Source organism: Rhizobium sp. CB2179, from assembly GCF_057653455.1.
This window is the reverse complement of record NZ_JBYGKR010000006.1, coordinates 99,220-123,084: the sequence shown is the minus strand read 5'-3', so window position 1 is coordinate 123,084 and position 23,865 is coordinate 99,220. Positions and strand designations below refer to the sequence as shown.

Sequence of the window (23,865 nt, the reverse complement as noted above, 5' to 3'; positions counted from 1 at the left end):
CTAGACCTCGTGCAACCAGATCGCCATCGCTCCGGGCTCGCGATTGGCCCAGAGGTGATAGGGGATCGCGGTGAAAGGCCGCTGCTTCAGCGCGGGGCGCGCGGTGCGATAGAGCGCATTCTGCCAATCGGATATATCGGCTTCGAGCGCGGTGCCTTCGAGGACGGTCGCTCCGCCGAGAAGCGAGGCATCGTAACGGGCAGAAATTTCCTCAGATGCCGGCAGGCGGAGCCGCTGCGGCTCGCCGCCGAGGTCCGTCTCCTCGATGCAATAGACGACAGGCCCGCGCCGCAGCGCGACGCGCCCGCCGTCTTCGGAGACGGCAGGATGCGCGTAGATGCGCTCGACCGGCATCGAGAAGCCGATGCGCACCTCGTCACCATTGCGCCATTCCCTTGATATTGCGGCATAACCCTTCGTCACGCATTGATCGAGATCGACGGCAACGCCGTTGACCGAGATTTGCGCCTGCCTGCACCATCCGGGGATCCGAAGACGAAGCTGAAACCGGCTTGGCCGCTCGACGGCGAACCGCAGGCTGATGTCGCCATCCCAGGGATATTGCGTCTCCTGGATCAGGCGCACGAAGCTGTCGCCGACTGTCAGCTCGGCGGAATTGGTGCCGTAGAGATGGACGGCGAGCTGATGATCATCAGTCGAATAGAAATATTGGCCGAGCGACGTGATGAAACGGGCGATGTTTGTCGGGCAGCAGGGGCAGTAATGCCATTTCCACCGGCGGTGCTGCCCGTGGCTTTCAAGGACGTTCTCATAGAAATAACGCTCGCCGTCGCGCGAGATGCCGGAAAGAGCGCCATTGTAAAGCACCGTTTCCAGCCTGTCGGTGAACTTGCTGTCGAGATCGACCTGCGCCATGCGATGGCTCCAGAAGCCGAGCGCGACGGCCGCGCATGTCTCGGCGTAAGCCGTCTCGTTCGGCAGGTCGAATTCGCGGGTGAACCCTTCATTGGATGCCGACGGGCCAAGGCCACCGGTCACGTAGAGCTGGCGGCTGACCAGATTGTCGAAAAGCCGGTCGCAGGCCTCCTTCAATGTCGGATCGTCGTTCTCACGGGAGAGATCCGCCATCGCAGAAAACAGGTACATGGCGCGAACCGCGTGGCCGACGACCTGGTGCTGATCGCGCACCGGCAAATGGGCCTGACTATAGGCATATGTCTTGTAGACGTAATCCTCAGGGCTCTCGCCGCGCTTGCGAGCCTCCTCGTCGTAATATGAGGGCATTCGCCCACGTTCGTCGACGAAATAGGTCGCAAGCTTCAGATGCCGCGGATCGCCCGTCACCCGGTAAAGCTTGACCAGCGCCAACTCGATTTCCTCATGGGCGTCATAACCTCTGAGCTTTCCGGGTTCGGCACCGAAGGTTTCGATGATATGGTCGACTGCGCGGATCATCACATCGAGGAAGCGACGCTTTCCAGTCGCCTCGTAATAGGCGACGGCCCCCTCCAGCAGATGGCCCATCGAATACATCTCGTGCAGGTCGCGCAGGTTGGTCCAACGCCTGTCCGGCTCGCGGCGAATGAACCAGCTGTTGAGGTAGCCATCCGCCATCTGCCCTTTCTCGAGCTTTTCGACGATAGCATCGATCTTCGTTTCGAGCGCCGCATTCGGGTGAGCCTTCAGCGTGTAACTTGCGGCCTCGATCCATTTGCCGAAATCCGAATCGAAGAAATGCTGCATCGACAGTCCGCTCGGCTGGATCGGGCGCACCAGCGGCCCGGCCGGCTTGTCAAAATCGAGCACCTCGAGGAAGCCCTCCTCTTCCAGCCGCTTGTGCTGTGTCGGGATGGTGACGTTGCGAACCGTCTCCGTCCAGCTCTGCCAGAAACCGCCACGGAACACGACACTGGAATGGTCGGCGGGCCTGTATCGCTGCCGTCCCGCAGCGCGTGCCGGTTGAAAACGAGGTGAGCTGGTCATGAGGACTCCTGAGCGGGACGAGCGCTGTTACTTCACGGCGCCGGCCGTCAGGCCGCGCACGTAATATCGTTGCAAGAGAAGGAAAAGCAGGATGCAGGGGACCATGGTCACGGCTATGCCGGCCTGAAGCGCGCCCCAGTCGATGATGCCATAGATGCCCGACGAAACATTGACCAGCATGATCGGCAGCGTGAACTTGTTCTGGTCGGACAGAAAGATGAGGGCGGCAAGGAATTCATTCCAGGAGTTCAGGAAGGCGAACATGGCAACGGTGGCAACACCGGGAAGCGCGATCGGCAGCATGATCCGGCGCAGGATCGTCGCCTGCGACGCACCGTCTATCCGCGCCGCCTCGATCAGCGCCTTTGGCACCGCGTCGAAGGCGTTGCGCATCATGAAGACGGAAAAGGGTAGCTGGAACGTCACGTAGATCAGCACCAGCCCGAGAAGGCTGTTTTGCAGGTGGAGGAATTTCAGGATCAGGAAAAGCGGCGTCAGGATCGACTGAAAGGGGATCATCATCGTTGCCATGATCAGCACGAAGAGCACCGATTGGCCGGGAAAGCGGAACTTCGAAAAACCGTATCCCGCCGGCACCGCGACGAGCACCGTCAGGATCACCGTTCCGGCGGCGATCAGCACCGAATTGCCGGCATAGACGTACCAGCCGGCGCCGACATGCTCGAGGCGACGGTAGTTTTCGAGCGAGAAGGCTTTCGAGAAAAGCGCTGCCGGATCGGCAAGTGCTGCGGCCGCGGGCTTGAAGGAATTGGCGAAAGACCAGACGATCGGCATCACGAAGAAGACGGCAAAGACGCATGCCGTCAGAACGAAAGCGAGATAACCGAGCCGCTCGCTCGCCGGCTTCCCTGCGAGATTGTGGTTGAGCCGTTCCATCAACCCTCCTCCGGCCGCTGGCGCAGCAGGACGAACTGGATGGCGCTGATCGCCACCAGGACGATGAGCAGGGCAAAGGAGATCGCCGAGCCATAACCGAGACGGTAGGATGAGAACGACGCGAGATAGATCGAGAAGACCGCCGAGATCGTGCTGTTCTCGGGGCCGCCCTGGGTGATGATGAAGAACTGGTCGAAGGCCAGCATCGACGAGGTGACGTTGAGGACAAGCGCCAGCACCACCGAGTTCCTCATCAAAGGCAGCGTGATCCGGCGAAACCGGCTCCAGACGCTGGCGCCGTCGATCCTGGCGGCTTCGATGACGTCGTTCGATATGCTCTGAAGGCCGGTCAGGAGGATGATCATCGTGAAGCCCGCTGTTTTCCAGACGACCATCAGGATGACGACGCCGAGGGCTGGCCAGAAACTTTCGAGCGGCCTCGGGGCGCTGTCGATGATGCCCGCGCCGCGCAGCAGCTGCGCAAAGACGCCGCTATCGGGATTGAGCAGCCACATCCACAATGTCGAGGCTGCCCCGAAGCCGATGACGACGGGCATGAAATAGATCGTGCGGAAAAAGCCGGCGATCCGCAGCGGCCGGTCGACGAGCAGCGCCAGAGGAAAGGCCACCAGGAAGATCGCAACCGTAACCAGCACAGTGTAGAGCAGCGTGAAACCCAGGGAATGCCAGAGCTGGGTATCGCCGATCAGTTCGGCATAGTTGGACAAGCCGATGAACTTCGTCCGGCCGAGAAGCGGCCAGTTGTAGAAGCTCATCCAGACCGTCATGACAAGCGGCACGAGGAAAAGCACGACGATGAACAGCAAGCCCGGCAGGATGAAGGCAAGACCAAGCCAACCCTTTGGCTCGGCTTCTCCGGTCGCGATTGCGCGCCTTCGGCTGCGAAGTGTCGAGGATACCACCGCAACTCCTCCTTCCGCTTGAATGTCGAGATGTGAAATGAACGTCAGGGCATCCACGGACACCCTGACGAAACGCGTTGGCTTAGTTCGGATTGGTACGTTCAAGGATACGGGTGAAGTCGGCCTGCGTCTTGGCAATCGTTCCGTCGACGTCGTCACCGAAGATCGTGCCCTGGATCAGGTTGAGGAAGGGCCCGGTGCGGCTGACGAAGAGTTCATCGGACGAAAAAGTGTAGGGCGTGCGCGCCTTGGCGAGGATATCGTAGGCAACGAGATTGCGCGGGTCGAACTTCGCATAGGCTTCCGCTGCGAGGTCGGTGCGCGACGGCATCCCCGATTCCTGGGTGATATAGACCTGCTGCTCGGGCTGCATGTAGAAATTGACGAAGTCGAGCGCGACCTTCTTCTTCTCTTCACTGATGCCCTTGATGAGGGACAGCGTGTCGCCGCCGGCAAAGCTCGATGCACCACCCTTCGGCCCCGGGATCGGCGCAACGGCGAATTTCACGTCGGGATATTTGCTGGTCAGCAGATTGACGATGTAGGAGCCGGTCATCAGGATGCCGACCTTGCCCGAGGCGAAGGCTTCGACGGCATTGTTGCCGTTGCCGGAACGCGAGGTCGGGTGGATCGCACCGGCCTTCCACATATCGCGATAGGCGGCGATGGTCTCACGCAGCGCCGGCGTATCGACCGTGGCGCTGCGGCCGTCATCGCTCAGCACATCGGCATTGGCGGCCCACAGATGCGGCAGGAAGTCGTAGATCAGCCAGCTTCCCGAATTTGCCACGAAATAGAAGCCGTAGGTCTCGTTGCCGAGCGCGGCGATCTTCTTGGCATCGGCGGCGACCTCCTCCATCGATGCCGGCGCCTTGTTGGGGTCGAGGCCGGCCTTGGTGAACAGATCGGTGTTATAGGCGATGATCGAGGCATCCGGCAGGGCCGGCACGCCATAGATCTTGCCGTCATAGGTGGCAAGACGGATGTGCGACGGGCTCATCGCCGAGGAATAGGGCAAGCCCTTCACGAAGTCGGAGATATCCTCGAGACCATCCGCCGCGGCAAAGGTCGGGAGATAGATCAGGTCGAGCACGGCGCCGTCAGGAGCCGCGCTGCCGGCAATCGCCGCACCGAGTTTCGGCACCATCTGCTCCGCCGTGATCTGGGTGACATTGACCTTGTCGGAATGTGCGGCATTGTATTTGTCTGCCAGTCCCTGAAGGACGGCGCCGGACGACGTGCGCACCCATAGGGTGATTTCTTCGGCGCCGGCGAGAGAAGAGCTTGCCAGCAGCGCAAGAGCAGTGATCGTTGTTTTCAGTCGAAGCATGCTTGTTCCCCTTTTTCTCGTTCAGGCCCAAGGCCGTCGGACGAAATGGACGTTAGATCAGAAATTTTTTGGTGTCGACAGTCTGTGTGCATAAATCTGATGTCCGTTTGATAAAACCTTTTAACAGCACCTTTTTTTCTGCTAAAAGCTTTTATCATGAACCGATGACGAGGCGGAATTTGAAAAATAGCGGCGATCGGAGACGGACGATTTACGACGTGGCCAAGGCTGCAGGCGTTAGCATTTCGACGGCGTCGAACGCGCTGAACGACACCGGCCGGACGAAGCCCGAGACACGCGAGCGGGTCCGGCGTGTGGCGGAAGAAATCGGATTTCGGCCCAACGCACTCGCCCGTGGGTTGCTAAGCAAGCGAAGCCATGCGATCGGCATGCTGACCAACGACACCTATGGCAGACTGACGCTGCCGATGGCGGCCGGGGTATCGGAGGTGCTCGTCGATCACGGCGTTTCCGTCTTCCTCTGCGCCACGAACAATGATCCAAGGCTCGCCCAGCTGCACCTGGAGGCGCTTCTTGACCGGCAGGTCGACGGCATCATATTCACCGCGACCCGCCTCGACCTCAAGCCGCCGGTCCAGCTGTCCCGCTTGCCGATACCCGTCGTCTACGTCTTTGCCGAGGGGCCGGCCGACAGCGTCACTTTCTTCCCGGATGACGAACAGGGCGCCCGCCTCGCCGTCGACCATCTCAAGGAACTGGGCCGGTCGCGGATCCTGCACATCACCGGCCCGCGGGATTATCTCGCCGCTCGCATCCGCGCTCAATCCTATCTTGATGCCTGCGGCGACGGTGCCGAAGCGATGTTCGGCGAGTGGTCGGAGGAATGGGGTCACGAAGCCGTCCAGACGGTCTTTGCCCGGTCCGGCGCAAAGCCCGACGCCATCTTCTGCGGCAGTGACGAGATCGCCCGCGGCGTCATCGATGCGCTGCGCGACCTCAACGTGGAGATTCCCACGGATGTCGCCGTGGTCGGGTTCGACAATTGGGAGGTCGTCGCACGGCAAACGCGCCCGCCGCTGACCACCATAGACATGGAGTTGAAGGAACTGGGCCATCGCGCCGGCCTGGCAATCCTCAGCCTCTCCAAGGGTGAACCGGTCCCTGCCGGCATCACCAGATTGCCGTGTCGCCTGGTCGTGCGGCAGTCTTGCGGCAGTCCCCCTCAATCCGACTGAAAACGACGGCAAGCAACACCGGCAAGCCGGCCGTCGTCGCTATTATCTGTCCGTGGAATTGCCGGAACGGGCCAGGCTGTTTCGGCTGACCAGCGACGGTATCTGGAAAATATGCTCGGAAGCGGTGCGGCCTTCTATTCTGGAAATGAGGGCCCGGGTTGCGACCTGACCGAGTTCCCTGCCCGACTGATCGATGCTTGCGAGATTGACGAGGCCGAGTGCTGCGGTCGGCGAATTGTCGTATCCGATGACGGCGAGATCTTCGGGGACGCGCACGCCCATCTCCATAGCCAGGCTGAGAAGGGTGATCGCGTCGAGATCGCTCCAGCAGAATACGGCGCGCGGCCTGTCCTTCCTCGATAGGAATTTTCGCATCGCCTCTTCCCGCTTCGGCGAGGCAATCGGAATTTTGCCGATCGCTGGCGAGGAGCCGAGCCCGCCACGCTGCATCGCCCGGCGAAACCCGATCTCACGCTGGCGGACGACGGAGACCGCGTGCCCCTGGCGCTCGCCAAGGCTCAGCATTTCGATGTCGCGATAGCCGCAGGCAAGAAGCGCTTCCACCGCGATCTCCGCGCCGCGCTGATCGTCGGCATTGACGGTATCGAAGGCCGTAGCGCTGGCATCGTGGTAACCGACGGCGACGATCGGTATCTGGACTGCGAACTTTGCGAGGATGTCCGAGGGCAAACGCGGCGCAACGAGGATCAGGCCATCCATCTTGTAGTCGATCATCGACTCGATCAACGACGTCTCCAGCTGCACGCGCGCATCGCTGACCCCGATCATCGCCTGATAGTGCGAAGGCGCCAGCACCCCGTTCACGCCGGCAATCACCTCCGGAAGGAAAGGATTGCGGATATCGATCAGGAGCACGCCGATGGTGAAACTCCGGCCACGCAGCCCTCGTGCTGCCCGCGAGGGGCGATATGCGAGTGCTTCGATGGAATCAGTCACCCTTGCGCGCAGTGCATCACTGACGCCATAGGCGTTTCGCATCACCTTGGAAACTGCTGCGACCGATACGCCGGCGTGAGTTGCCACGGTCCGGATCGTTACGCGATCATTCCGTTGCGGCTTTTGTTTTTCTTCGATTGACATGAAATCTCTGGCTTGCGGCGGGTCGTCAACATCGCCCGCACAACCACCATGGCAGACTGGTAACGAAAATTCTATTGCGCTTCCGAAGAAAATGTAGAACGTTATATGGAGAACGTTCTACAATTCGTCGGGAGGACTTGATGAACTTTCAGCCGGCAGCCATCAGCGGCAACCTCGTTTCGCGTACCTGGTCCGGGGATATGATCGCGCCGCTATCGGATGGCGGTCAGGGAACGGCGGCAAGCTTCGTTTCTCAAACTTTCGAGCATGATGGCCCGGGGCTCCCCGTCGATCTCTTCATCTCCGCACTTGGCCTCTATCGCTGCTTCATCAACGGCGTTCGCGTCGGCGGTGACTTGCTGACACCCGGCTGGACGAACTACGACGATCGCCTTGCTTACCAGCGGTATGATGTCTCGAACCTGCTCAAGCCGGGCCTCAACCGCATCGAGATCTGGCTTGCCGACGGATGGTACCGATCGCCCTTGATGTGGGGCGCCCAGGCGATCCCGAATTGCTGGGGTGACAGGATCGGCGCCATTGCGGATCTGATCGGAGCTGATGGCGCCCTTCTTTCCACCGACACCACATGGCGAAGCGGTGTTTTGCCGATTCTGAAGTCGGGGATCTATTTCGGCGAAATCTATGATGCCCGGCAGGAAAGCTACTTGGAGAGCCACGGCACCGAGAGACTGCCGTTCGACAGGGCATTGCTCGTCGCGCATGAAACTGCTGCGGTGCGCGAGCTGCGGCCACTCGCCGCGGTCGAAAACTGGATCGACGATGAGGGCAGGACGATTTATGATTTCGGCCAGAATGCCGGCGGCTACATTAGATATACCGTCCGGGGCACTGCCGGCGCCGAAGTCCGGGTGGAGCATTCGGAAGTTCTCGGTCCCGACCGTCATTTCGACAATCGCAACTATCGCACGGCTGCCGCGCACACCGTCTATACGCTACGGGGAGACGGCGACGAGACCTACGCGCCGCATTTCACCTTCCACGGCTTCCGTTATGCCAGGGTGACGATTACGGGCGATGCGAAGATCCTCGCAATCGCGTCCATCCCGATCTCGTCTGTGGCCGAGCCCGCCGGCGGTTTCACCTCGGGCAATGCGCTGGTCAATCGTCTGGTCGAAAATACCATCTGGTCGCAGCGCGCCAATTTCGTCGAAGTGCCGACCGATTGCCCGCAGCGCGACGAACGCCTCGGCTGGACGGGCGACGCCCAGGTCTTTGCCGCAACCGCATGCTGGCTGAGCGACAGCCAATCCTTCCTGAGAAAGTATCTGCGGGATGTGATGGCCGATCAGCGCGAGGATGGCGCCGTCTCACATTTTTCGCCGGATCCGACGCGTCTGCATCCGGCCAATTTCCCGGGCTATGCCGGCTCGACCGGCTGGGGCGACGCGATCGTCGTCATCCCCTGGGTGCTCTACACCCATTACGGCGACCGGGCCGTTCTGGCGGAGTGCCTGGATTCCATGGTGCGCTGGGTCGATTTTGTCTGGTCGATCTCGGATGGTCCCCTGGTTCGCCCGCCGTCGCATTGGGGCGCCCGAGGCTTCACCTTCGGCGACTGGCTGCAGCCGGTCGGCGACAATCGAAAGCCTCGCCCGACGATCGCCGACGACTGCGCGGCGACGCTCTATCACTTCATCTCGACCGACCTTCTGGCAAGGATCGCAGCCACTCTCGGCGAGCATGCCCTTGAAGAGAAGATGAAACAGCGCGCAAACGAGATCCGGCTGACATTTTCCAACGAGTTCATCACGCCGGCGGGACGGCTCGCGCACAACGACCAGACGTCCTACGCCTTGGCCTTCCTTCACGACCTGATACCGGCAGAGCACAGGCAAGCCGCGCAGCAGCATTTCCGGCAGGTGATCATTGATGCCGACTACAAGATCGGCACCGGCTTCATCGGAACGCCGGCCCTGTTGCCGGCCCTGACGAAGCTCGGCATGGACGATCTGGCCGAAAAGGTTTTCCTGCAGGAGGATGTACCGGGCTGGCTCTACCAGGTCTCGAAGGGAGCGACGACGATCTGGGAGCGCTGGGATTCCATGGCGCCTGACGGCACGATCTACGAACCCGACATGAACAGCTACAACCACTATGCCTATGGCGCTGTCTGCCAGTGGCTGTTCGAAAGCGTCGCCGGAATTTCGCCGAGCCCGAGCGCACCCGGATTTGCCGAGGTGATCGTCGATCCAGCGCCGATTCCGTCGCTTTCGCCGGTATCGGCCCATCATGATATCAGCCAGGGACGCATCGAGGCCGGCTGGCAGTGCGACGGCAACAAGGTCACCTATGTGCTGACACTTCCGGAAGGTTGCATCGGCCGGTTCCGGCCCGGAAAACGGCATCAAAACCCGTCGCTCAACGGAGAGCCCGTCGTCGAGGAAGCCGTTATTCACCCCGGGACGCACCGACTGGCCTTTTCTCTACCCACTTCCTGAGGAGCATAAACGTCACACCGTTCAGAGGAGGAACGTCATGACACATCGGATTAAACTCATTCTTGCGGGCGCGTCCGCGCTTTTGGCATTGGTCGCGGCCGGCCCGTCGCATGCAGAAACCACGCTGTCATTCCTGATCGACAACAATCCGGACACGGTCGCTGCCGCCGAGGCGCTGGTTGCCGCCTATCAGACAAAGGCGCCTGACGTGACGATCGAAATCGAGCCGCGGGCCGGTGGCGGCGAGGGTGACAACATCATCAAGACGCGCCTAGCGACGGGTGAGATGTCGGATGTGTTTCTCTATAATTCCGGCTCGCTGCTCCAGGCGCTGAAACCCGCGCAGACGCTTGTCGATCTGAGCGGTCTCGCGTCGCAGGCGAAGGTGGACGAAGGCTTCAAGTCGGTCGTCCGCGCCGACGGCAAGCTCTACGGTGTTCCCTTCGGCACGGCGATGGCGGGCGGCATCCTCTACAACAGGAAAATCTACCAGGACCTCGGCCTCTCCGTCCCGAAGACATGGGCGGACTTCATGGCGAACAACGCAAAGGTCAAGGCATCAGGCAAGGTCGCCGTGGCGCAGACCTATCGCGATACTTGGACCTCGCAGTTATTCGTTCTGGCGGACTATTACAACCTCCATGCCGCCGTGCCGAACTTCGCCGCCGACTACACTGCCAACAAGGCGAAATACGCAGAGACGCCGGCGGCCATGAAAGGCTTCGAACGGCTGAAGGACGTTCACGACGCTGGCCTGATGAACGAGGATTTCGGCGCAGCAAGCTATGACGATGGCTTGAGAATGGTGGCAACGGGCGAGGCAGCGCACTAGCTTCGCAATCGGCGCGCTCAAGCAGAATTATCCCGACAACCTCGCAGATGTCGGTTTCTTCGCGCAGCCGAGCGACGACGCGGCGACGAATGGCCTGACGGTCTGGATGCCGCCCGCCCTCTACATTCCCCTTACCAGTCAGCACGCAGAGGAAGCGCAGAAATTCGTGGATTTCGCAGGAAGCGTCGAAGGCTGCAAGATCATGGTGGAAACCAACACCGTGCAAGGGCCTCCCTTGATCGACGGCTGCGGTCTGCCTGCCGACGTGCCGCCTGCGGTGAAGGACATGCTTCCCTATTTCGAGGCCAAGGACAAGACGACCCCGGCGCTGGAATTTGTTTCGCCGGTCAAGGGGCCGGCTCTTGAGCAGATCACCGTCGAAGTCGGCTCCGGTATTCGCCAGCCGGCCGACGCGGCAAAACTCTATGACGACGATGTGCGCAAACAGGCCAAGCAACTCGGCCTGCCCAACTGGTAGCGGTCTTTCGGGTCAAATGACCTCGCTCCCGATGGAGCGAGGTTCCACCCGATCGAAGAGGTAGTCATGACCGAGACACGCCCCCGCTCGCGCAAATCGCCCTACCCGCTGTGGTTTTTCATTCCGGCCGCAATCATCTACGGCGTGCTGTTTCTGGTTCCCACTGTATCCTCTCTTTGGTTCAGCCTCACGCGCTGGGATCTTTCGACCGCCGAATTCATCGGGCTCGAAAACTTTCAGCAGTTCTTTTCCGAACCATTCCTGGTCAAGGGACTGGTCAACACGGTGATCTATGCCGTGACGACATCCGGCCTGAAGACGGTCTGCGGGCTGCTGCTCGCCGTGCTCCTGACCAGCAATATCTTTGCCCGCGGCTTCCTGCGCACGCTGGTCTTCTTTCCCGTCCTGGTCTCGACGATCGGCATCGGCATCACCTTCACAGTGATGATGCATCCAACCAGGGGCATCATCAACGTCACGCTCGAAACGCTCGGCATTCCGGGACCTGGATGGCTCACCAATCCGGCGCTGGCGCTTTTTTCGGTGGCTTTGGTCGATGTCTGGAAGGGTGTCGGCCTCGCAACGCTGATCTTCATCGCCGGCCTTGCTGCGATCAGCCCCGATTATTATGAGGCCGCGCGGATTGACGGCGCCACGCGTCTCCAGCAATTTTTCCGAATCACTCTGCCACTCGTGCGTCCCGCCACTGTCATCGTGGTGACATTGTCGCTGATCGGCGGGCTTCGATCCTTCGATCTGATATGGGCCATGACCCGCGGCGGGCCAGGTTTCTCCTCCGATGTGGTCGCCTCGGTGATCTATAAGCAGTACCAGGCGGGTTTCTACGGCCTGTCGACGGCCGGAAACGTCATCCTGTTTGCGCTAATCGCCGTAATCATCCTGCCATTCACCCTGTGGTTCAACCGGCGCGAGGTCGAGGAATGAGAAGCGTCCGCCCTTACGTGACCGGCGCGATAACCCTTGCGGCGGCGGCCGTCATCTTCGTCATGCCCTTCGTTTTCGTCGCTCTGCAGGCGGTCAAATCGAAATCCGAGGCGTCTCGCCTTAATTTCGAATTGCCTGCGCAGTGGCTGTTCTGGGATAATCTGGTCGCCGTTTTCAAGGCGCGCGACTACCAGCTCGCGCTCGCCTATTTCAACTCCACCCTGATCACCGTCGCCTCCGTCACGATCCTGATCCTGCTGTCGGCAATGGTCGGATATGTGATGCAGCGCCGCAAGACCGTCTGGAACAGGGTGGCCTCCGTTGCCCTGTTCATGGGTCTGATGATGCCGCCGGCCGTCGTGCCCACCATCGGCCTCCTGCAGGAGATCGGTCTCTTCAAGACCATGACCGGGATGATCCTGATCCAGGTCGCCTATAATCTCTCTTTCTCGACCTTGCTCTACCGGTCGTTCATTTCGACCATACCGCGCGACCTCGACGAGGCGGCGCTGATCGACGGCGCCAAGCCCCGACAGATCTTCTTCAGAGTGATCCTGCCGCTGCTGAAGCCTGTGACCGTCACCAACATCGTCGTGCAGTCGATCGCGATCTTCAACGATTTCACCAACCCGCTCTACTACCTTCCCGGCAAGGAGAACGTGACGGTGCAGCTGACGCTCTATAACTTCCAGAGCATGTACACGAGCCAGTACAATCTCCTCTTCATGAATATCCTCCTCGTGACGATCCCGCCGCTGATCGTCTTCATCTTCTTCAACCGGCAGATCGTCGCCGGCATGACGGCCGGCGCAGTAAAAGGGTAACCGAATGGCTGAGCTCACTCTCAAGCAAGTTCGCAAGAGCTTTGGCGCCCTTGAAGTCATCAAGGGGATCGATCTGGAGGTTGCCTCAGGCGAGTTCGTCGTCTTCGTCGGCCCGTCGGGATGCGGAAAGTCGACGCTGCTGCGCATCATCGCCGGCCTGGAGGAGACGACGTCAGGCACATTGACCATCGGCGGCAAGGACGTGACCTATGCCGAACCCTCCGAGCGCGGCATCGCCATGGTATTCCAGAGCTACGCGCTCTACCCGCATATGACCGTTGCGGAGAATATCGGCTTCGGGCTTTCGCTCGCCCGCCGCCCAAAGGCGGAAATCGCCGCCAAGGTCGCGGCGACGGCTGAAACGCTGCAGCTCACCCAGCTGCTAGAGAGAAAGCCGAAAGCACTCTCCGGCGGCCAGAGACAGCGCGTCGCCATCGGCCGCGCGATCATCCGCGATCCTAAGGTCTTCCTGTTCGACGAGCCGCTCTCCAATCTCGACGCTTCGCTCCGCGCCCAGATGCGCCTTGAGATCGCCGATCTGCACGCCCGCCTGAAGTCGACGATGATCTATGTCACCCACGACCAGGTCGAAGCCATGACGATGGCGGACAAGATCGTTGTCCTGAAGGGCGGAGCGGTCGAGCAGATCGGTAGCCCGATGCAACTCTACCGCAATCCCGCAACACCCTTCGTCGCCGGCTTCATCGGCAGCCCGAAAATGAACCTCTATGGCGGCGAGATAGCGCGGCGATTGAATTGCACGACCTATGGCATCCGCCCTGAGCATATCAGGCTTTCGCAAAGTGCCGGGCAATGGCAGGGCAGGATCCGGCATCTCGAGCGGCTTGGCGCCGACGCGATCCTCTACCTCGACGTTCCCGAACTCGGCGAGATGGTGGTGCGCGCCGAAGGCGAGACGCCGTTTGCGCCTGGAATGACGGTCTGGGCAAATCCGGTCGAAGGAGCGGAACATCGGTTCTGAGGGATGGCGCAGCGCGCTATCTCTCGGCGCTCGATTCTGCCAGCGCACTGCGTTTACGACACCGCTATCTTTGCGCCAATCTTGAAAAACTGCAATCAATGATTAATATGCAATCATTGATGAATGGAGATAGAGATGGCAAGCATGACGATCCGCAATCTCGATGACGGGCTAAAGCAGCGGCTGCGCATGAGGGCAGCAACGCATGGCCGCTCCATGGAGGACGAAGCGCGGGATATCCTGCGCACCGCGCTTGCGACGAGCGAACCACCGGCGCGCAATCTCGCAGATGCGATCCGGGCGCGTCTGCTCTCGGCTGGCTGTGTCGAACTCGACATCCCGCCCCGCGAGCCGATCCGTGATCCCCCGGACTTCTCCGCGTGATCATTCTCGATACCAACGTCATCTCAGAGCTGCTGACCCCCGCCCCGAATGCGGCGGTCATCGGTTGGTTCGCGGCACAACATCCTACATCGATCTTCACGACAGCAGTCACCGAGGCTGAGATCCTCTACGGACTGCGTCTCCTTCCCGAGGGACGTCGTCGACGCGATCTTGAGACGGTGATCTTGTTGATATTTAGCGAGGATATTGGCGGTCGCGTTCTGCCATTTGATCGCGACGCTTCAAATGTCTATGCCGCTATCGTCACCGGCCGCCGCAAGGCCGGTCGACCGATCAGTCAATTCGATGCTCAGATTGCTGCCATCGCCATTTCACGCGGCGCTTCACTCGCGACACGCAATGTCTCGAATTTTGCGGGGATGGACCTCAAGATCGTCAATCCGTGGAAAGACAGATAAAGGCGCGGAACCGCCAGCACATCCTAAGCTTTGAGCTGATCATCGCGCCGCAGTTCCAAGTCGGACGCCTGGGTGCCCGCGGGCCATGCGCCGGCGCGCGCCACGGTCGAAGCAAGGCTTGCCGGACCGGAATTCGCCGTCGAGATCGGCATCATCGCAACGGTCGGGAACTTTAAAACCTTGCCGGAAGCGGCTGCGAACTCCTCTTTCACCCTACATGGCATCACCGGAGCGAGCGCTGAAAGCGGCTGTCGGGTCGACGTCCTGAGGCTCGGACAGAGGCGGTCGGTTCAACTGCCTGGCGTGACCGCTAGTTGCAAAGCCGCGACAGTCGCCAACAACCCTCAAAAGAGGGGACGGGCAACTTGCCTTCGCCCCATTTAATCTTTAAGGACGCCCCAATTTCCAAGGCGTAGGGACTGAACGAGGATGTCACAGAACGACAACAGATCTTCGGGGCTTGGCGTAACAGCCGGCGATCTGGATCGCTACTTCACATTTCTCCGCCATGTTCTTGTGAATGCAACCGCTACGCGGGCAGCCGGAGAGAGCCTGGGCTATGCAGCAGCGGTGACGGAGTCCATGCAACTGGCTCGCGCCACCCACGATGCCGGACGTAAGATCATGTTCATTGGCAACGGCGGCAGCGCGGCAATCGCCAGCCACATGGCGACGGACTATGCCAAAAACGGCGGGCTGCGCGCCATGGCGATGAACGACGGCGCGACGCTGACATGCCTCTCGAACGACCTCGGATATGAGAATGTATTCTCGACGCAGATCGCCATGCATGCCAATGAAGGTGACCTGCTGGTGGCAATCAGCAGTTCGGGGAGATCAGAAAGCATTACCAAGGCCGTCCGCACGGCTCGGGAAAAAGGCTGCGCCATCATGACTTTAAGCGGGTTCGCGCCAGGCAATCCGCTGCGTGATCTCGGTGACCTGAACTTTTATGTGGCCTCCGATCAATACGGCTATGTGGAGATCGCGCATCTGGCGATTTGCCATGCCGTATTGGATTTCTCCTGCGGGCTTGTCCCGCCTACTCTTTCCTAACGAGCCGTTTTACGCGCATGAATTTCCCCAACATTCACGATCCGGAATTGACGCTCCTTACCCCCGACGATGATGTGGCCAACCCCGAAGTGACCATCCTCGTCCCGTCTCTTAACGAGGAATTGACGATCGGAACCTTCGTCGACTGGTGCCGAGAGGGTATCGCGGCAAGCGGTGCGGCCGTGGAGATCCTGATCGTCGACAGTTCGACCGATCGCACACCCGAAATCGCGCGCGACAGGGGCGCCCGCGTGTTGCGGACACCGAAGCGCGGTTTGGGCAGGGCTTATATCGATGCCATTCCATTCGTCCGTGGCAAGTTCATCATCATGGGCGATGCGGACTGCACCTATGATTTTCGCCAGATAGCACCGTTTATCGAAGCCTTCCGGAAGGGGGCCGACTTCGTCATGGGCTCGCGGTTCAAGGGCTCGATCGAAGACAATGCGATGCCGGCCCTGCATCGCTATTTCGGAACGCCGCTGACGACGTGGATCCTCAATCGGATGTTCGCCAGCCGCTTTTCCGACATCCATTGCGGCATGCGGGGCATCAGTGTCGATGCATTGCTGCGCATGGATCTTCGGTCGCAAGGATGGGAGTATGCGTCGGAAATGGTGCTGAAGTCCGTGCATATGGAGCTTCCGACCACCGAAGTGCCGATCCACTTCCTAAAAGATCCGGATGGACGGCTCAGCCACATGAAGCGGCGGGGTTGGATGGAGCCGTGGCGCGCTGGCTGGCGTAATCTTCAAGCGATGTTTGTCTACGGGTTTGATTTCTTTCTCATCTGGCCGGGCTTCCTGCTTCTGGCCCTCGGCTTGATTATCATGCTGCCATTGCTCGCTGGACCTATGTCCATTGCCGGTGTGCGGTTCTCGTCCAATGCCATGCTTTTTGCCATGGCCCTGGCCGTCCTTGGTCAGTCAATGCTGGTTTCGGCCGCGATCGGCCGGGTTATCTTCGACTATTCCGGACGCGTGCAGCCTCGTTTCGAGCGGCTTCTGCCTTATAACGCAACGATCTGGGGAACGGTCGTGGCCATACTTGCAGGCGTTTTGTTGGCGTTCCCGCTCTTCGATTCCTATGTCGGGAATGGATACTTGCTGCCTGAGATTGGCGTCGAAACGAACTGGGCCGTCTTCGGGCTCTGGCTTATCACGACAGCGTTCCAGATCTTTATTTCAGGGCTCATGATCCGGGCGCTTGGGGTCATGCTGCCCGTCAAGAAGCCTGCGCCCCCTCTCGCGGGATAGGAACCACGGGAGCGGTGATGATCGCAGGTTGGTGCGCGGTTTTTTTTATAATCTTATGGGGCCTGGTGATCGATCGAGGGATCGTCGTTTGGCTCAATCGAGGTTGCGATCGGCCCTTTCGAGACGGCATCGATTTTCTATTCAGCGGCATTTTGCCGGCTCTGGCGATATCAGGCGGTGCGGCTACCGTCCTTGGCGCATTTCACGGATTACGATGGGAAATCGTTCTTCCTATCGTGGCTGTCTCGATGATCTGGCGGCGGCGCGATCTTGTCGCCGTTCTTTGCGACCTGGGTTCACTGTTTCGAAAAATCGCCGCTGAAGCGAAAATCGGAAACCCGTTTCCGGCGCTTGCGGCACTCACATGCATCGTACTTTGCTATGTGTGGAGCGTTTTGGCCCAATTTCCGCCGGGCATTGCGGACGTGTGGGTCTTCCACATCCCGCTCGCAAACAGCATCATCGAGCACGCCGGCTTTGTGTCTCCGCAGATCGACCATCCCTTCTACGGCAATATTCCACTCTTCTTCAATCTGCTGTTTGCGCTCGTCATGATGGTCAGCGGTCACTGGACCGGCGCGGCGACGATGAATATCGCAATTTTCTTCGGATTTCTGTTCCTGCTTTCAAGCTGCGCCAGTCGTTGGCGGGCATGCGGTTTTTTCCTGGTGGCCGCTCTGATCCTCAGCATCCCCTTCTTCAGAGGGAGTGTCGGCGAACCGATGACGGATCTGGCCCGGTCGTGTTTCTCAGTCGCAGCCGTGCTTTTTCTGTGGCGCTATTTGGAAACCCGGCGCCCGGCGGAGCTTTTTCACTGTGCGCTCGTCTTAGGGGGAGCGGTCGGAGGAAAATATACGGAACTGCAAATGGTTGGCCTCATAGGGATGGCATTGATGCCGACGCTTCTCAAGGGAAGAGTATCACTGCCGCTCTTTCTGTCATGCCTGTGCGCATTTCTCGTCGTCGCGGGCTACTGGTATGCGAAAAACCTGATCGTTTTCGACAATCCGATCTATCCCTTTCTATTTGGCCATCCGGGCCTCACCGACGCTTGGATGGCGGATTACACGCTCGAATTGGGTCGGGCTTTCGATCCAGCCAACCGACATTTCGTGACGAACCTCGCAACTGTGCAAGGTTGGCACGACTTCCTCTATATTCTTTACGAGTGGTTCCTCGCTCGCAAACCGAATACCTTCGTCGCTCTTGCCTTGATACTGGCCGGTCTGGCAGTGGCTTTTCGGCGCATCGCATTTCTGGCAGCGATTGTCGCTGCCATGTTTGTGATATGGTACACCGTTATGTTCAATCACATACGGTGGGCAACGCCCGCCTATCTGCTTTTCTTCTCGACCGGTTTTATCGGCGCCTCCCTGGTTCGCGAACGGCTGGATAAATGGCTCGACCGACGAGTCCTGCCGCAGATAGCCCCGCTTGCGAAAATTGTCTCTTCGCCAGCATGCATGGTCGCCAGTCCGGTAGTCATTAGCTTGCTAGCCGGGGGCCTCTGGCTTTCCCACTGGCATCGAGTGGGCGGTGGCGAGCTGGATCCCGCCGAGGCGGAAGAACTCGACGTCGTGCTAGGGATGATAAGCGTCGACGAATATATGAAGAGCCACCGCGAAGCTTATTTCATGTACCGCTACATCGCAGATCACAACCTGCGAACGGTTTTTCAACCTTTCGATACTGCCAACACATTATTGTCCACGGCTTACAATGGCGGCCGCGACGGCGGCTGGCAATTGCCGCGCTACGTGCTGCCTGCACCGGGGTCGGATATCGATGCTTTCATCAGGGACAATCATATAGGCTACTTCATCGTCCCCGCCGACGCCGGTAGCGCGCTCCTCGCCGAGCGCCTTGGAGAAGACAAAATGGTGATGGCCAACAGCGTCATAGCGCACATGATGTCGCGCTCTTCGGTGATATTGACGGATCGGTTCGGCTGGAAGCTCTACCGTTTTGACGCGGATCGCGCACCGTGACGACTGCGTCCTCCCCAGCGTTGCTTCGCATTGGCATTCCGGTTCTGAAAGTGGCTGTCGCGCTTGGCCTCGTCATATGGATCGCGCGCAAGGTAGATTTTTCCGAAGGGTGGGCTGCGGTCCAGACCCTGTCGGCGGCGACCATTTCGGTCAGTATCTTCCTTCTGCTCCTGCAGGCCCTGCTTTCGGCGTGGCGGTGGTGCCTTCTGTCGGACATGATAGGGCAAAGGCTGAAGATCTCAGGCGCGATGAACCTCTTCATGCAAAGCCTCTTTTACAATCAAGCTCTTCCAAGTCCCATTCCAGGTGATGCCGCTCGCATATTCGGTGCCGTCAAATATGGCCTGACGATCGGAGAAGCCACGCTGGGCGTCGTTATGGACCGCATCCTTACTCTTTTCGGACTGGCGGTCGTTGCGCTGATCGGACTGATCATCCTGCGCGCTGTTTACGGGCACGACTTTCCTATCCCCTATCTGACGGAACTCACGGCGCTTGGCGTTGCGGGGTCTATCGCATCAGCCCTGGTGTTCAGTTGGCGCCGCCACCTATTCGTCCGGTTTTTTCCGGCAAAGCTGCACGCGTTGACCGACGCGTTGCGGGCTTTGATCACCCACCAAAGAATGGTCGGCGTATTTCTATTGACCCTCGTCATTCACGGGTTGAGCGTCGTCTCGCTTGAGATCCTCGTTCTGGGCCTTGGTCTCCCGCTCGATTGGGGTCAGGCCGCAGCCGCTTTCCCGCCGGTGCTCTTGATCGCGATGGTTCCCATTTCCGTTGGAGGATGGGGCCTCCGGGAAGGCGGCATGATCATCTCACTTGCCGTGTTCGGCATAGGCACGACGGACGCGGCAACGCTATCGGTGGTTTTCGGCCTGCTGCAGCTTGTGGTCGGGTTAGCCGGTGGTGTATTCGTGCTTTCGCGTCCTCATTCGGGAAAGATCAAAGCGCTCTGATGAGCCTTAACAGATCATATGGAGCTGCCGACATGCATGCCTTGGTAACAGGAGGGGCCGGATTTATCGGCAGCCATCTCTGCGATCGCCTTCTGGAAAAGGGTTATCGGGTAACCGCTATCGACAATCTTCATCTTGGCCGCGTCCGGAACATAGACCATCTGCTGGACCGATCGGATTTTCGCTTCCATGAGCTGGATATGCTCGATCGGGACGGCATGGATCGGATCATTGCGGCGGACCGCCCCGACGCTGTTTTTCATCTCGCCGCCAATTCCGATATTGCCGCAGGCAACGCCAATGCGGAACTGGATCTGCAGCTGAACCAGCTGACGACGACGACGCTGCTTGCCATCATGCGCAAGCATAAGATCGACAGGCTTTTCTTCGCGAGTACTTCCGCCGTGTTCGGCGAAGCTGAAGGGAACATCGGCGAAAATCATGGTCCGTTGCGGCCGATCTCATTCTATGGCGCCAGCAAGCTTGCCGCTGAAGCCTATTTGTCCGTTTATGCGCTGTCATTCGGCATCAAGACACTGGTGCTGCGTTTTCCGAATGTCGTTGGGGAGCGCTCGACGCATGGAGCGATCTACGACTTCATCAACAGGTTGAAGGCTGATCCGACGAGACTCCAGGTGCTCGGCAACGGAATGCAGACAAAGCCATATCTCTATGTCGGCGATCTGGTGGATGCGATTCTCCTCGCATGGGACAAGGCACCCGGCGCTTATGAAGTATTTCATGCCAGCGGCATCGGCGAAACCTCCGTCCGCGATATCGCCGAGATCGTGGTCTCGAAGGTCGCAGCCGGAGCCGCTATCGAATACGGAAGCGAGGATCGCGGCTGGCTGGGCGACGTGCCGCGCTTCAGCTACGACATAAGCCGGCTCGTCGCGCTGGGCTGGTCACCGAAGCGAAAGTCCACCGACGCCGTTGAACTTGCCGTGGAGCGGATCCTGGCAAATGGGTTCTGAAAACGCTATCCGCCAGGCGATCATTATTGCCGGGGGTCTTGGAACGCGTGCTCGCAGCATGACAGGCGATGCCATTCCGAAGGCCCTGTTGCCGCTTGGCGGTGTCCCGATCATCCTCCGGCAGATTCGTGTGCTGGCCCGCGAAGGTGTTCAGCATGTGCGCGTGCTTGGTGGTCACCTCGGCAGCCAGCTGGAACCTGCTCTTGTCCCGGAAGCTGAAAAGCTCGGCATTACGATCGACGTCTTCGTAGAGACGTTCCCGCTCGGCACGGCAGGCTGCCTGACGACTTTGGATACAATCGCCGGTGACGTCCTGATCGTCTACGGCGACATGCTTTTCGACCTCGATCTGGCGGCACTGGCGCGTCACCGTCATCAATTTCCGGCGGCGCTGACCATCATCGCTCACCCCAACGATCATCCCCGCACATCCGATCTCGTCGTCCAGAAGAGCGGCTATCTCCAACGCCTGTTGCCCCGCAAAACGCCCCGGGATGCGGATTGGCGCAATCTCGTGCCGGCCGGTTTGTACGTAGCCTCAGACCAATTTTTTGAGGCGCTGGTGCCGGGCCTTACGGCCGACATGATTCACGACGTTATTCCCGATCTCCTCGAGCGTTCCATCCCGGTCGCAATCTATGACACGCCGGAATACATCAGGGATACCGGCTCGCCCAACCGCCATGCTGCCGCGGAGGAGGACCTCCGGCAGGACCGGGTTCATGCGGTCCATCTATCCGTTAGAAGACCCGCGGTCTTTTTCGATTGCGACGGCGTCCTCAACGAAGATGTGGGCGGCCATGGCGTCATACATCCCGACCAGTTGAAACTGATCGGACGAGCCGGCGAAGCGGTGCGGCTCGCCCGTGAGGCGGGCTTCCTGACGATTGCCGTCACCAACAGGCCGCAGGTCGCCAAAGGCCTGCTCGATGAACCCGGCCTGGATCATGTTCTTGGTCGCCTGGAGGCCGAGCTTGCCGAAGATGGCGGCGTCCTCGACCGTATCTATTTTTGTCCGCACCATCCGGACAAGGGATTTCCCAATGAGGTCCCGGAACTCAAGATTGATTGTGCATGCCGCAAACCGGGCGATCTGATGATCCGCCAGGCAATGACGGAATTGCCTGTCGAAAAATCGAAATCCATCATCATCGGAGACAGCCTGCGCGACATAGGTGCGGCCCGCAAGGCGGGCATCTGGGCCTATGGGGTCCGGACGGGTTATGGCCTGCGAGACGAGAAGAGCTATCCTGCTGCCGAAACAGATATTCCCCGTGCCGATCTTGTCTTCGACACGGTCTATGACGCCGTTCGCTTTCAATGCGGTTATCAAGATATCGGGCAAGGGCTGTCCCGAGCAATTCATCAACGTCTTCCAAGGAAGGCAGCTCCGCTGCTCGTCGGCATCTGTGGCCGTTCCCGCTCCGGGAAAAGCACGTTTGCGCATGCGGTCGAGCGTATGCTCTCGGAATCAGGGTGCCGTGTGCTGAGGCTGGAATTCGATCGCTGGATACTGCCGCTCAATTTTCGCCGCCCTGATATGACCGCGGAAGAACGCAACAGGGTCGAAGTCTATCCTGAGATCGTCAGCACACTGCGCCGATCCGGACAGGTCGAGGCGCCCAGCTACGAATCGGCAAGCCGTGGTCAGCGCAAGGGTACGACCACCTATGATGCGCGTGATGCCGACGTCATTCTGCTGGACGGCATCTTTGCTGGCCACAGGTCGATCCGCGAAGATGTCGATATGGCTGTGTTTGTCGAAGCGTCACAACAGACCTTGCTCAGCCGCTTTCACAATTTTTACGCCTGGAAAGGCCTCACAACAGCAGCGACAGACGTGCTTTGGACGTCGCGAATTCAAGACGAGTGGCCGAAAATCGATCTGCAGCGGGCAGCGGCCGATATCGTCATCAATCTTGAGGAGGCAATCCTTTGATCGTTTCATCCGCACCTTTTCGGGTCAGCTTCGCCGGAGGCGGCTCTGACATAGCGTCCTACTACCGCCGTCAAGCCGGCGCGGTATTGTCCTGCGCGATCGCCAAGTACAGCTTCGTGATCGTGCATAGCTATTTCAACGAAAATAAGTACCATCTAAAATATACGCGCACGGAGCTCGCAGATACGCTTGACGAGATCGCGCATCCGCTGCTGCGCGAGGCCCTGCGAATGCACCGGGTCGAGCCTGGCATCGAAGTTGCTTCGGTCGCCGACATTCCTTCGGGAACCGGGTTAGGATCATCCAGCTCCTTTTCCGTGGCGCTGATCAATGCGCTCTACGCCCACAGGTCGCGCTTTGCTTCCAAGGATCAGCTGGCGGAAGAAGCCTGCAAGCTCGAAATCGACATCCTGAAGGAGCCGATCGGCAAACAGGACCAATATGCGGCCGCCCATGGCGGACTGAACTTCATCGAATTCAATTCCAACGGCAGCGTCAACGTCCAGCCCGTCGTTCTCAGCTCGGAAAAGATGGCTGAACTCGAGAGCAACATCCTGTTGTTTTTCACCGGAAGCCAGCGCGATACGCGCTCGGTACTGTCGACGCAGGTGCAAGCCATGGAGGCGGACGAAGAAAAATTCCGGACCGTCGAGCGCATGGTCCAGTTGAGCTACGAAATGCGCGACATCCTGATGGCTGGAGATCTCAGTGCGTTCGGCGAAGCGCTGCACCGCGGATGGATGATGAAAAGATCGCTAACGTCCAAGATTACCAACAGTTCGATCGACGAATTTTACGAGGCAGCCCGTGCTGCCGGTGCTATCGGCGGTAAGCTTGCGGGTGCAGGCGGAGGGGGCTTCCTCGTCCTTTATTGCCCGAAAGACCGTCAGCAAAACGTGCGGCGAGCGCTGTCGCAGCTCAAGGAAATCGAGTTTCGTTTTGACTGGAGCGGCGCGCGCATCGCCTTTGCGCAGTAGAG

19 protein-coding genes and 2 pseudogenes are annotated in these 23,865 nt (G+C 59.6%); 16 read left to right on the top strand and 5 right to left on the bottom strand.

The features are described from left to right. The 4 genes from AC244Q_RS36110 to AC244Q_RS36095 form a co-directional block, all read right to left on the bottom strand. The gene (locus AC244Q_RS36110; RefSeq protein WP_128407727.1) at positions 1 to 1,944 is read right to left on the bottom strand and encodes a glycoside hydrolase family 127 protein; all 1,944 of its coding nucleotides are present in this window, start codon (positions 1,942 to 1,944) and stop codon (positions 1 to 3) included. A gap of 27 nt (positions 1,945 to 1,971) precedes the next feature. After that, positions 1,972 to 2,841 carry a carbohydrate ABC transporter permease gene (locus AC244Q_RS36105; RefSeq protein ID WP_003555618.1) on the bottom strand — a complete coding sequence of 290 codons (870 nt, stop codon included), beginning with the start codon at positions 2,839 to 2,841 and terminating at the stop codon, positions 1,972 to 1,974. Further along, positions 2,841 to 3,764 carry a carbohydrate ABC transporter permease gene (locus tag AC244Q_RS36100; protein WP_003555620.1) on the bottom strand — a complete coding sequence of 308 codons (924 nt, stop codon included), beginning with the start codon at positions 3,762 to 3,764 and terminating at the stop codon, positions 2,841 to 2,843. The genes AC244Q_RS36105 and AC244Q_RS36100 overlap by 1 nt, the downstream gene beginning before the upstream one ends. A gap of 82 nt (positions 3,765 to 3,846) precedes the next feature. After that, on the bottom strand, positions 3,847 to 5,094 hold the full coding sequence (locus AC244Q_RS36095) for an ABC transporter substrate-binding protein (RefSeq protein WP_128407728.1): 1,248 nt from the start codon (positions 5,092 to 5,094) through the stop codon (positions 3,847 to 3,849). Positions 5,095 to 5,273: 179 nt separating this feature from the next. On the opposite strand from AC244Q_RS36095, the gene AC244Q_RS36090 reads away from it, so the two are divergent. Then, positions 5,274 to 6,290 carry a LacI family DNA-binding transcriptional regulator gene (locus tag AC244Q_RS36090; RefSeq protein WP_128407729.1) on the top strand — a complete coding sequence of 339 codons (1,017 nt, stop codon included), beginning with the start codon at positions 5,274 to 5,276 and terminating at the stop codon, positions 6,288 to 6,290. Between the two features lie 42 nt (positions 6,291 to 6,332). On the opposite strand, the gene AC244Q_RS36085 is transcribed toward AC244Q_RS36090, so the two are convergent. After that, on the bottom strand, positions 6,333 to 7,391 hold the full coding sequence (locus AC244Q_RS36085) for a LacI family DNA-binding transcriptional regulator (protein WP_128407730.1): 1,059 nt from the start codon (positions 7,389 to 7,391) through the stop codon (positions 6,333 to 6,335). A gap of 140 nt (positions 7,392 to 7,531) precedes the next feature. Here AC244Q_RS36085 and AC244Q_RS36080 point away from each other — a divergent pair, with 140 nt between their 5' ends. The 15 genes and pseudogenes from AC244Q_RS36080 (at position 7,532) to AC244Q_RS36010 (ending at position 23,863) form a co-directional block, all read left to right on the top strand. Continuing rightward, a complete protein-coding gene (locus tag AC244Q_RS36080) occupies positions 7,532 to 9,853 on the top strand; it encodes an alpha-L-rhamnosidase (RefSeq protein WP_003555624.1) in 2,322 nt (773 codons plus the stop codon). A 37-nt stretch (positions 9,854 to 9,890) separates the two neighbouring features. Beyond that, positions 9,891 to 11,163 (top strand): annotated as a pseudogene (locus AC244Q_RS36075) (ABC transporter substrate-binding protein). 66 nt (positions 11,164 to 11,229) lie between these two features. Next, positions 11,230 to 12,108, top strand: coding sequence for a carbohydrate ABC transporter permease (locus AC244Q_RS36070; protein ID WP_128407732.1), 879 nt, complete (start codon positions 11,230 to 11,232; stop codon positions 12,106 to 12,108). After that, positions 12,105 to 12,932: a carbohydrate ABC transporter permease gene (locus AC244Q_RS36065; protein ID WP_128407733.1), complete on the top strand. Its 828-nt coding sequence runs from the start codon at positions 12,105 to 12,107 to the stop codon at positions 12,930 to 12,932. The genes AC244Q_RS36070 and AC244Q_RS36065 overlap by 4 nt, the downstream gene beginning before the upstream one ends. 4 nt (positions 12,933 to 12,936) lie before the next feature. Continuing rightward, positions 12,937 to 13,914 (top strand): ABC transporter ATP-binding protein, encoded by a 978-nt coding sequence (locus tag AC244Q_RS36060; RefSeq protein ID WP_128407734.1) that lies wholly within the window; start codon positions 12,937 to 12,939, stop codon positions 13,912 to 13,914. A gap of 135 nt (positions 13,915 to 14,049) precedes the next feature. Next, positions 14,050 to 14,298, top strand: coding sequence for a FitA-like ribbon-helix-helix domain-containing protein (locus AC244Q_RS36055; protein WP_003555631.1), 249 nt, complete (start codon positions 14,050 to 14,052; stop codon positions 14,296 to 14,298). Continuing rightward, positions 14,295 to 14,717: a type II toxin-antitoxin system VapC family toxin gene (locus AC244Q_RS36050; RefSeq protein ID WP_128407735.1), complete on the top strand. Its 423-nt coding sequence runs from the start codon at positions 14,295 to 14,297 to the stop codon at positions 14,715 to 14,717. Before AC244Q_RS36055 ends, AC244Q_RS36050 begins: the two co-directional genes overlap by 4 nt. Positions 14,718 to 14,780: 63 nt before the next feature. After that, positions 14,781 to 14,885: pseudogene (locus AC244Q_RS36045) on the top strand (RidA family protein); the annotation flags it as partial. 261 nt (positions 14,886 to 15,146) lie between these two features. Next, entirely contained in the window at positions 15,147 to 15,773 is a 627-nt protein-coding gene (locus AC244Q_RS36040; RefSeq protein WP_003555633.1) for an SIS domain-containing protein, read from the top strand. Positions 15,774 to 15,790: 17 nt separating this feature from the next. After that, positions 15,791 to 17,029, top strand: a complete 1,239-nt coding sequence (locus tag AC244Q_RS36035) for a glycosyltransferase family 2 protein (RefSeq protein WP_128407736.1) — start codon at positions 15,791 to 15,793, stop codon at positions 17,027 to 17,029. Positions 17,030 to 17,046: 17 nt separating this feature from the next. Then, on the top strand, positions 17,047 to 19,017 hold the full coding sequence (locus tag AC244Q_RS36030) for a hypothetical protein (RefSeq protein ID WP_128407737.1): 1,971 nt from the start codon (positions 17,047 to 17,049) through the stop codon (positions 19,015 to 19,017). After that, positions 19,014 to 19,973 (top strand): lysylphosphatidylglycerol synthase transmembrane domain-containing protein, encoded by a 960-nt coding sequence (locus AC244Q_RS36025; protein WP_128407738.1) that lies wholly within the window; start codon positions 19,014 to 19,016, stop codon positions 19,971 to 19,973. The genes AC244Q_RS36030 and AC244Q_RS36025 overlap by 4 nt, the downstream gene beginning before the upstream one ends. Before the next feature lie 32 nt (positions 19,974 to 20,005). Next, a complete protein-coding gene (locus AC244Q_RS36020; protein ID WP_128407739.1) occupies positions 20,006 to 20,947 on the top strand; it encodes an NAD-dependent epimerase/dehydratase family protein in 942 nt (313 codons plus the stop codon). Beyond that, a complete protein-coding gene (locus tag AC244Q_RS36015; protein WP_128407740.1) occupies positions 20,937 to 22,886 on the top strand; it encodes an HAD-IIIA family hydrolase in 1,950 nt (649 codons plus the stop codon). The genes AC244Q_RS36020 and AC244Q_RS36015 overlap by 11 nt, the downstream gene beginning before the upstream one ends. Continuing rightward, positions 22,883 to 23,863: a GHMP family kinase ATP-binding protein gene (locus AC244Q_RS36010; RefSeq protein ID WP_128407741.1), complete on the top strand. Its 981-nt coding sequence runs from the start codon at positions 22,883 to 22,885 to the stop codon at positions 23,861 to 23,863. Before AC244Q_RS36015 ends, AC244Q_RS36010 begins: the two co-directional genes overlap by 4 nt. Positions 23,864 to 23,865: the final 2 nt, after the last annotated feature.